The 9,898-nt window shown below is 69.0% G+C and carries 8 protein-coding genes; 4 read left to right on the forward strand and 4 right to left on the reverse strand.

Going from position 1 to position 9,898, the window contains the following annotated elements; all coding sequences use genetic code 11:
• Positions 1-6: 6 nt before the first annotated feature.
• Both JGS39_RS11335 and JGS39_RS41875 read right to left on the reverse strand, forming a co-directional pair.
• A complete protein-coding gene (locus JGS39_RS11335) occupies positions 7-1,449 on the reverse strand; it encodes a sulfatase family protein (protein WP_219568710.1) in 1,443 nt (480 codons plus the stop codon).
• Between the two features lie 535 nt (positions 1,450-1,984).
• Positions 1,985-2,077 (reverse strand): putative leader peptide, encoded by a 93-nt coding sequence (locus tag JGS39_RS41875; protein ID WP_356741706.1) that lies wholly within the window; start codon positions 2,075-2,077, stop codon positions 1,985-1,987.
• A 461-nt stretch (positions 2,078-2,538) separates the two neighbouring features.
• Between JGS39_RS41875 and purF the strand changes: the two genes are divergently transcribed.
• Together purF and purM are read left to right on the forward strand one after the other, a co-directional pair.
• The gene (gene purF, locus JGS39_RS11340) at positions 2,539-4,065 is read left to right on the forward strand and encodes an amidophosphoribosyltransferase (RefSeq protein ID WP_219568711.1); all 1,527 of its coding nucleotides are present in this window, start codon (positions 2,539-2,541) and stop codon (positions 4,063-4,065) included.
• A gap of 60 nt (positions 4,066-4,125) precedes the next feature.
• Positions 4,126-5,199, forward strand: coding sequence for a phosphoribosylformylglycinamidine cyclo-ligase (gene purM, locus JGS39_RS11345; RefSeq protein WP_219568712.1), 1,074 nt, complete (start codon positions 4,126-4,128; stop codon positions 5,197-5,199).
• 330 nt (positions 5,200-5,529) lie between these two features.
• On the opposite strand, the gene JGS39_RS11350 is transcribed toward purM, so the two are convergent.
• Positions 5,530-5,787, reverse strand: a complete 258-nt coding sequence (locus JGS39_RS11350) for a DUF3073 domain-containing protein (RefSeq protein ID WP_219568713.1) — start codon at positions 5,785-5,787, stop codon at positions 5,530-5,532.
• A 332-nt stretch (positions 5,788-6,119) separates the two neighbouring features.
• Entirely contained in the window at positions 6,120-7,202 is a 1,083-nt protein-coding gene (locus JGS39_RS11355; protein ID WP_219568714.1) for a Leu/Phe/Val dehydrogenase, read from the reverse strand.
• Between the two features lie 175 nt (positions 7,203-7,377).
• Between JGS39_RS11355 and JGS39_RS11360 the strand changes: the two genes are divergently transcribed.
• Both JGS39_RS11360 and bldC read left to right on the forward strand, forming a co-directional pair.
• Entirely contained in the window at positions 7,378-8,223 is an 846-nt protein-coding gene (locus JGS39_RS11360; RefSeq protein WP_219568715.1) for a DUF8083 family protein, read from the forward strand.
• Positions 8,224-8,747: 524 nt separating this feature from the next.
• The gene (gene bldC, locus JGS39_RS11365; protein ID WP_003949541.1) at positions 8,748-8,954 is read left to right on the forward strand and encodes a developmental transcriptional regulator BldC; all 207 of its coding nucleotides are present in this window, start codon (positions 8,748-8,750) and stop codon (positions 8,952-8,954) included.
• The last annotated feature ends 944 nt before the right edge of the window (positions 8,955-9,898 follow it).

Consider the following 9,898-nt stretch of genomic DNA (forward strand, 5'->3'; position numbering starts at 1 on the left):
AGGGGGTCAGGAGGCCTTCGGGTAGGGCAGCAGTCCGGCGTCCGTCCGCTCCCAGGCCGCTCGGAGCTCGGACAGGAGCTCCGGCTCGGCGGTGGCCCGGTCGGCCTGCTCCCGCTGGTCGTGTGCCAGGTTGAAGAGCTGATCAGCCCCGCCGTTGCCCCGGTAGTACTTCCAGTCGCCGCGTCGCAGCGCCCGCTCCCCGCGTACGCGCCAGAACAGGTTCCGTTCCTTCGGCTGCTCGCCACGCAGGAGGTAACCGGCCAGGCTGATGCCGTCCAGCGGGTAGGCCGGGTCGGGCCGAGCTCCGCCCAGTTCCAGCAGCGTCGCCGTCCAGTCGGGAGAGAACAGCGGCAGGTCGCTCACCTGGTGCGGATCGATCCTGGCCGGCCAGCGCAGTACGGCAGGGACCCGGATGCCGCCCTCCTGGAGGGAGCTCTTGTTGCCGGAGAGAGGCCACTGGTACGAGAAGCGCTCGCCGCCGTTGTCGCTGGCGAAGAAGACCAGCGTGTCCTCCTCCTGGCCGGACCGCTTCAGCGCCTTCAGCACCTCGCCGACCGACCGGTCCAGGTCCTCGACCATCTCCTTGTACTTGGCGAGTGAGCCCCCATCGGCGTGGAAGAGTCCCCCGAGACCGCCCTCCTTGATCTTCCGCACGATCTCGGCGCTCTCGGCCGTGTCCCCCTCGGCGATCCAGGGCCAGTGGGGGGTGGTGAAGTTCAGGTTCAGCAGCCATGGCTTGTCGTGGTCGCGCTGTACGTACTCGCTCGCCCGCTCGGTGAGGATGCGGGTGTAGTACCGCAGGTCCTTGTACTCGGCATCGCCCTCGTAGAGGTCGTACTCGCCGCCGAGACCGAGCTTCGAGTAGTACTCCAGAGCCCCGCCGAAGTTGCCGAAGAACTCGTCCCAGCCGGACTTGGTCGGGCTGTAGTCCGGGAGGTAGCCGCAGTGCCACTTCCCGATCAGCGCGGTCGCGTAACCGGCGCCGCGCAGCAGCGAGGCGAGGGTCGGATGGGTGGGGTCGAGACCGACCGAGCGGTCTGCGATGGGTTCGGCGAGACCGCCCTTCGTGCGCCCGGGATAGCGGCCGGTGTACAGGCTGAACCGGGTCGGTGAGCAGGTCGCGGACCCGGCGTAGGCGTCGGTGAACCGCACGCCCTGTCGGCCGAGCCGGTCCAGGTTCGGGGTGCGGATGTCCGGCGACCCGTAGGAGGAGAGGTCGGCCCAGCCTAGGTCGTCCCCGAGGATGAAGAGGATGTTGGGCCGCCTCGAGTGCCGGCCCCGGGCCGCCCGGAAGGGCTGCTCGTGCGTGGCGGTCTCCGTCGGTGCGGCGGCGGTAGCCGCGGCAGGCAGGCCCACCGCGGCGGTCGCGGCCGTGGCGCCCACAGCCGTTCCGAAGGCGCGCCGCGTCAATGGATTTCCGGAACTGGTGTTCGAGTTGCGAAGAGGCATGACTGCTCCAGGGCAGGACTCGGCCGCGCAGGGCGGCAAGGCGAAGGGGGCCGGCCCGCTCGTCGGCGGCGTGTACCGAAACGGGTGCGGGTGCGGGTGTGGAGGCGTGTACCGAAACGGGTGCGGGTGTGGAGGCGTACGGGACCGGCTGCGGGTCGCCGGACACGTTGCCGGGCCGGATGGCGAGTTGCGAACGCGCAAAGAGTGCAGGCGGCGTATGTGGCGCACGAAGTCTCAGGGGGCGCCTCGAAGGCCCGCGTTCACGAAGCCCGTCAGGTTCATCAGGCCGTCGGGCCCATCAGGCCATCACGCCGTCAGGCTTGCCAGACCCATCAGACCCATCAGGCCCAAGCCGTACAGCGTGCCCGTGGAAAGCGAGAGAGCGGAAGGGCGCGACAACGGGAGAGCGAGACAGGCGCGAGAGCGAGACGAGCGCGAGAACGCGACAGGCGCGAGAGCGTGACAGACGGGATAACGAGACAACGAGAGAACAAGGTGAGGAGGAGATGCGAGAGCCCTCGCGCGCGCCGGTGACTCAGGCGTGGCGACAGATGGCGCTCGAGACACGTCCCAGATCGACGTGACGGCGCTCCACGAGCGTGACCGAATGATCACCGAGGGGCTGCATGAGGCAGGAGCCTGCCAACGAGGCATGCGCCTGTCAACGCCGGTCTCGCACTCCGGACGGTCCCCGCGGCCGGCCGACGGCTTCCCGGGCTTGCGCAAGGACCTCTTCGGGCGCCACCAGAAGCCGCATACCGGTCGCCCCGGCGGACGCCCGATGTGAGGCTCACCACGAAACGAGCGTTCGGCCACCCCGCGGGAGGCTGTGACGGGGCTCCTCACGGAGGGCCATGAACCGGCCCGACCACCTATCGGTGTCGTGGCCGGAACCCGTCGGTAACCCGCCGTTGATCCGGGCGGCGACTGCCCCGAGGAGGCTGCGGCCCGTCGTTCGCCCTCCGGTGGCGATCACTCCGCGTCACCCTTCGGTGCGGCTGCGGAGGGGGTTCCGAGGGCGCTTCTTCCGCAGTCCGGCGGGGCGTCCCCAATTCGGACCAGTGGTCGATCTCGCCTACACTCGGTGGCGTGCCTCGTGGTGATGGACGACTCAACCACGACCTGCTCCCCGGAGAGAAAGGCCCCCAGGACGCTTGCGGCGTCTTCGGTGTCTGGGCTCCGGGTGAAGAGGTCGCCAAGCTCACCTATTTCGGACTGTATGCCCTGCAGCACCGTGGACAGGAGTCCGCGGGCATCGCAGTGAGCAACGGGTCCCAGATCCTGGTCTTCAAGGACATGGGACTGGTCTCGCAGGTCTTCGACGAAACGTCTCTGGGATCGCTCCAGGGCCATATCGCGGTCGGTCATGCCCGCTACTCCACCACCGGTGCCTCGGTGTGGGAGAACGCGCAGCCGACGTTCCGTGCGACCGCGCACGGCTCGATCGCCCTGGGCCACAACGGCAACCTGGTCAACACTGCCCAGCTCGCCGAGATGGTCGCCGACCTTCCGCGCAAGGACGGCCGTGCCACCCAGGTCGCAGCGACCAACGACACCGACCTGGTGACCGCTCTGCTCGCCGGCCAGACCGACGACGACGGTAAGCCGCTCACCATCGAGGAGGCTGCCGCCAAGGTGCTTCCCGAGGTGCGGGGTGCCTTCTCCCTCGTCTTCATGGATGAGCACACCCTTTATGCGGCCCGTGACCCGCAGGGCATCCGCCCGCTGGTCCTCGGCCGGCTGGAACGCGGCTGGGTGGTGGCCTCCGAGTCCGCCGCCCTCGACATCTGCGGCGCCAGTTTCGTCCGTGAGATCGAGCCGGGCGAGCTCGTCGCCATCGACGAGAACGGCCTGCGCACCTCACGGTTCGCAGAAGCGAAGCCCAAGGGCTGCGTTTTCGAGTACGTCTACCTGGCCCGCCCCGACACCGACATCGCCGGGCGCAACGTCTACCTCTCCCGGGTGGAGATGGGCCGCAGGCTGGCAGCCGAGGCCCCGGTCGAGGCCGATCTGGTCATAGCGACACCGGAATCCGGCACTCCCGCCGCGATCGGTTACGCGGAGGCCAGTGGTATCCCGTTCGGCGCCGGACTGGTGAAGAACGCCTACGTCGGCCGGACCTTCATCCAGCCGTCCCAGACCATCCGGCAGCTCGGCATCCGCCTCAAGCTGAACCCGCTCAAGGAAGTCATCAAGGGCAAGCGACTGGTGGTCGTCGACGACTCGATCGTCCGCGGCAACACCCAGCGCGCACTCGTCCGGATGCTTCGCGAGGCCGGCGCCGCCGAGATCCACATCCGGATCTCGTCCCCGCCGGTGAAGTGGCCCTGCTTCTTCGGTATCGACTTCGCCACCCGCGCCGAGCTGATCGCCAACGGCATGTCCGTCGACGAGATCGCCACGTCGATGGGGGCCGACTCGCTCTCGTACATCTCGATCGACGCGATGATCGAGGCGACGACGATCGACAAGCCGAACCTGTGCCGCGCCTGCTTCGACGGCGAGTACCCGATGGAGCTTCCGGACCCGGAGCTGCTCGGCAAGCAGCTGCTGGAGACCGAGCTGGCGGCAGGCCCTGCGGCGACGGCCGCGGCCGACGCGCTGCGCCGTCCGTGACCCGGACCGCTCGGCAGCCTTCCCACCAGCCCCGTATTTCCACACGAAAGATCCCAGGCAATGTCTGAGACAACAGGTGCTTCCTACGCGGCAGCGGGCGTCGACATCGAGGCCGGCGACCGTGCCGTAGAGCTGATGAAGGAGTGGGTGAAGAAGACGCAGCGCCCCGAGGTCGCGGGCCTCGGCGGTCTCGGCGGCTTCGCCGGGCTCTTCGACGCCTCGGCACTCAAGCGCTACGAGCGTCCGCTGCTCGCCTCCGCCACGGACGGCGTCGGTACGAAGGTCGACCTCGCCCGCCAGATGGGTGTGTACGACACGATCGGCCACGACCTCGTCGGCATGGTCGTGGACGACCTCGTCGTCTGCGGTGCCGAGCCGCTCTTCATGACCGACTACATCTGCGTCGGCAAGGTGCATCCCGAGCGTGTCGCGGCCATCGTGAAGGGCATCGCCGAAGGCTGTGTGCTGGCCGGCTGCGCCCTGGTCGGCGGCGAGACCGCCGAACACCCCGGCCTGCTCGGCCCGGACGACTTCGATGTCGCCGGCGCCGGTACGGGCGTGGTCGAGGCCGACCGTCTGCTGGGCCCGGACCGCATCCGCAAGGGTGACGCCGTCATCGCGATGGCGTCGTCCGGTCTTCACTCCAACGGGTACTCGCTCGTCCGCCACGTCGTCTTCGACCGGGCCGGATGGACACTGGACCGCCAGGTCGAGGAGTTCGGCCGGACGCTCGGCGAGGAGCTCCTGGAGCCGACCAGGATCTACTCCCTGGACTGTCTGGCGCTGACCCGTACGACCGAGGTGCACGGCTTCAGCCACGTCACCGGTGGCGGTCTGGCCAACAACCTGGCCCGGGTCATCCCGGACTCCCTGCACGCGACGGTGGACCGCTCCACCTGGACGCCCGGCGCGGTCTTCGACCTCGTCGGCAAGGCCGGCCAGGTCGAGCAGCTGGAGTTGGAGAAGACGCTCAACATGGGCGTCGGCATGATCGCGATCGTCCCCGCCGAGTCGGTGGACGCGGCCCTGACGACGCTGGCCGACCGCGGCGTCGACTCGTGGGTCGCGGGCGAGATCACCGACCGCGGAGCGCACACGACAGGCGCTGAGCTCGTGGGCGGGTACGCGCGCTGAGTCCGGGTGCGCAGGATGCCCCCAGGTGGCGGCGGGCGGGCCGTGGAGGCCCGCCCGGACACCCACGGCCGGGGCCCGGACCTCACGGCCCACGGCAGCGCCCGTTCGAACGTCATGGACATGCACGAGGGTGCCGTCCGAGCGTCGTGGACATGGGGCGGCGGGCCCGTCCGAACGCCATGGGCATGCACGCCGGGCATACCGTCCGAACGCTATGGGCATGATCCCCGAGTCGCCCGCAGCGGCCGAGAGCGTCGCCCGTTCCGGACCGGGACAGCACAGAACCCGGTCCGGGACGAGCCCGGACCGGGTTGATGTGTCAGCGCGAGGTCAAGCGCCGCGGCGCTGTGACGACGGACCGGACTGATCGTCCTGGTCCGCGTCCTCGTCGTCGTTGTACTGATCCGCGTACTGTGCGTACGGGTCATCTTCCTCGTCGTCATCCTCGAACGGCTCGGCGTTCGGTGGTTGACTCGAAGGTGATGCGCCCAGCTCATTGGCCAGACGCGACAGGTCAGTCCCGCCGCTGCTGTACTTCAGCTGACGGGCGACCTTGGTCTGCTTGGCCTTTGCCCGGCCGCGCCCCATGGCTCGACCCCCTCGGTGACGGGGCTCGACGGCCCCAGAGTCTTGACACGCGTTCATGTTTCAGGACGGACTCTCGGTAGAGAGGCCGTACCTGTGCTTTAACGGTACCTGCTTCCGCGGCCATACGGTACGCCGCCCGCATCACGTGCCTCGGAAGAGGACCCGCGAGGAGCTCGTCCTCGCTGGTCAACTGCGATTTTAACCTCATATTGGCATGCGACCCGCCGACCGGAGTGAGTCTTGTCTCGCCGGTCGGCGGGTCGCTGTGCCGTGCGCGGGGATGACGCCCCACAGGGGCCCCCGCGCGGTCACCTTCGTGGTCGGCCGCGCGGTCAGCCGCGGCGGGCTTCGGCCATCCGCTGCTCGGCGATCCGGTCGGCCGCGGCGGCCGGCGGGATGCCGTCATCCTTCGCTCGTGCAAAGATCGCCAAGGTCGTGTCGAAGATCTTCGACGCCTTCGCCTTGCACCGGTCGAAGTCGAATCCGTGCAGCTCGTCCGCGACCTGGATGACACCGCCCGCGTTCACCACGTAGTCGGGGGCGTACAGGATCGACCGGTCGGCCAGGTCCTTCTCGACGCCCGGGTGCGCGAGCTGGTTGTTGGCCGCGCCGCACACCACCGAGGCGGTGAGCACCGGAACGGAGTCGTCGTTGAGAGCGCCGCCCAGCGCGCACGGTGCGTAGATGTCCAGGCCCTCGGTACGGATCAGAGCCTCGGTGTCCGCCGCGACGGCGACCTCGGGGTGCTTCTCGGTGATCCGGCGCACGGACTCGTCCCGCACATCGGTGATCACGACCTCGGCGCCGTCCGACAGGAGGTGCTCGACGAGGTGGTGCCCCACCTTGCCGACACCCGCGACCCCCACTTTCCGGCCACGCAGCGTCGGGTCGCCCCAGAGGTGCTGTGCCGAGGCCCGCATGCCCTGGAAGACGCCGAACGCGGTGAGCACGGAGGAGTCGCCGGCGCCGCCGTTCTCGGGGGAGCGGCCGGTGGTCCAGCGGCACTCGCGGGCCACGACGTCCATGTCGGCGACGTACGTGCCGACATCGCAGGCCGTCACATAACGCCCGCCGAGCGAGGCCACGAAGCGGCCGTAGGCCAGCAGGAGTTCCTCGGTCTTGATCTGCTCGGGGTCACCGATGATGACGGCCTTGCCGCCACCGTGGTCGAGACCGGCCATGGCGTTCTTGTACGACATGCCGCGCGCGAGGTTCAGCGCGTCCGCGACCGCCTCCTCCTCGGAGGCGTACGGGTAGAAACGGGTGCCGCCGAGGGCCGGGCCCAGAGCGGTGGAGTGGAGGGCGATGACGGCCTTGAGGCCGCTGGCACGGTCCTGGCAGAGCACGACTTGTTCGTGGCCCCCCTGATCCGAGTGGAACAGGGTGTGCAGGACGCCGTTGGTCACATCGGTCACTGTGGTGACTCCCAAGTACGAAGCGGCGGGAAGACCCTCCTGAAGGTGGGGAAGGTCCTGGCGGACCGGCACGGCCGGTCCGTCCGGGCAAGAGCGTAAGTCCTCGGCGGACGTAGATCTGTTCCAGTGCCGAGGATCACCCCCTACAGGAGTACGGGCGTGACACGATCGCTGCATGTCGGTGGTGTCTTCGGTGCTCGTCCCTTACGCGTCCTACCTCCGGGTGTACGAGCCACTGGCGGCTTTCCCGGCGGCCGAACGTGCTCACTGGGCCCGCTACGCGGGCCGTGAGCGGATCCCCACGGCCCAGGACGAACTGCGCCGGTCCCTGGCGGACTTGGCGGCGACCCCGCCGGTCGGCGTGCCGGCGCACGAGAGTGCCGACGCGTTCGTCGCCGAGGTGGACGGCGTGGTGTGCGTCTGTCCGTGGCGGACGCGGCTGCGCGGGTGGCTGGCGCTGGACGGGCTGACGGACATGTTTCCCGGTGCTGTGCTCGACGCGGTGCTGCCGCCGGTGGTGCGCGGGCAGGCCGTGGCCGACCACGAGCGGTGGGCGGAGCGGAATCCGGATGCCCGGCCGTGGATCAGGACCGCGGTGTGGCAGGTCCCGGTGCGGTGGTTCGTCCTGTTCTCGGACGAGGAGCGTGAGTACCGGGAGGCGGGCGAGGACGGTGAGCCGCCCCTGCTGCGGTACCGGACGCCGATGGTCCAGGCGCGGCGGAGGCTGGCGCGGGGGCTGAAGACGCTGCGGGACTCCATGGACGACGGTCCGCTGACCGAGGGCCTGGTGGACGTCGGGCGGTGGCTCGAGGAGTTCCATCCGCGGGCGCTCGTGGAGCTGGACTACGGGGGGCTGGTGCACGCCCTGCCGCCGAAGCAGCTCGCGGCGGACCGGAGTGCCGCCGACGTGGCCGAGGGCATCGCGGCGCTGGGTGCCGGGGACGCCGAGAGGGCGAGCGAGGCTTACGCGCGTCTCGCGGAGCGCTGGCGGGCCGTGAGGGACCGCCAGTTCGCGAACTGACGATCGAACTGACGAGCCATGAACCTGTGACCCGTGTGACACGTGAGGGTGAAGAGGCGGAACGGTACCTCAGCGGTCTCGGGACCTACGTCCCGAACCGGGCCTTTGCCTCAAGCGTGATGGATAGCACTTACGGGGCCCTTGCGTCCTTCCCTACTCCTCGTGCCAAAATAGGACAAGGAGTCCAGGGAGGGCTCCTTCCGTCCAAGTAAGGGTGGAATGCTCAGCATTGCACTCTATGGGGGGTCTGATGACTCCTGATCGCTCTGTGACTGATCGTCACGGTGGTGTGACTGTCCGCTATGGCATGGTCCATCGGCTTCCGTCGCTGATGAACACCTGGGAGGGCAATTCCATCGGTTTGGCCGACGTGGCTGGACGGATGGTGTAGTTGTAGTGCCGAGGACAAGCCGTTCGTCCTATAACCGACTCGGCCCGCGTCCGCCATTTCGGGCAACGCGGGTCAAGGTGCAGAATTTAGAGGAAAGAACCGAGATGGTTCGGTTCTCCCGAGGAGGCCGCTCATGACCGCTCGCACCCCTGATGCCGAGCCGCTGCTGACCCCGGCTGAGGTTGCCACGATGTTCCGCGTGGACCCGAAGACGGTTACCCGTTGGGCCAAGGCAGGCAAGCTCACGTCCATCCGCACGCTCGGTGGACATCGCCGGTACCGCGAGGCAGAGGTCCGCGCACTGCTTGCGGGTATTCCGCAGCAGCGCAGCGAGGCCTGACATACCCCTGTCGCCGCGTCACAACTGGGCTTTTGGGTCCCCCAACCCACATAGCCCACCCATAGCTCCATATGACGGGCGCCCGCCCCAACGGGCGCCATACCTGTGCCATACGGGTTCCGTCATGAGATCGCGCTGGACTCCGCCGGGTCCAGCGCGATCTTTTTTTGTCCGCGCGGCCGACGTGGAAACCTCGTCGTCACCTTGGCTCCTGTCCGCGATCCGCCACTGGAAACCGGGCGTCCGGTTGGCTCCGGACGGGTCTCCTGCGCGCGTGCCGGACTCTGTGTGAGGCGTTGCGCCTCGCCTTCCCGGGGGCCGGTACGGGGTCTGCCGGGGTTCCTCGGGGCGCTCCCGCCGAGTGGTGCAATTGCACATATTAAATTCGCCAGTTGTAGGAAGGGTGTAAAGCCACCCCTTCTGAAAACTGATTCGGTGACACCCGTCACATGGCATGAGTCTTGCCAACTACGAGCCTGCCACTGTTGGGGAGCGGAAGGCCACGCCATTGGTCACGCGGCGGGAGGACTTTCGTCCTCCGCCCACCCGGGTCCGCGCCGCCCGCCGGGGCCCGGATCGCCACCGCCGGGGCTCGCATTTCCACCGCCGGGGCTCGCATTGCCACCGCCGGTCGACGCCGAGGTGCGTGCGGGGACGAGGCGCGTGGTCATCCGTGCGGAGGCCGGCCGCCTCGCGAGGGCGTGAGGGCCGGTGTCCGGAGACGCGGAGTGGGCCGACGCCGGTGCCGTAGCGAGTGACGGAGTGGACCTCGAACCCGTCACGGGCTGCACGGTCTGTTCCCGCGCTCGGGAGGGCATCACATGCACTCCGGTCTGTTCCGGGGGCGGCTCCGGGGTCGCCATGGCCGGCGGAGTCGCTCCGGGCGGTCCAGAGCCTGCCAGGTGCGCCGGCGTCGGCGCCGCTGGGGGGGGTGCCCCTATGTC

Origin of the sequence: Streptomyces poriferorum (assembly GCF_019399235.1) — a bacterium.
GTDB lineage: Bacteria > Actinomycetota > Actinomycetes > Streptomycetales > Streptomycetaceae > Streptomyces > Streptomyces poriferorum.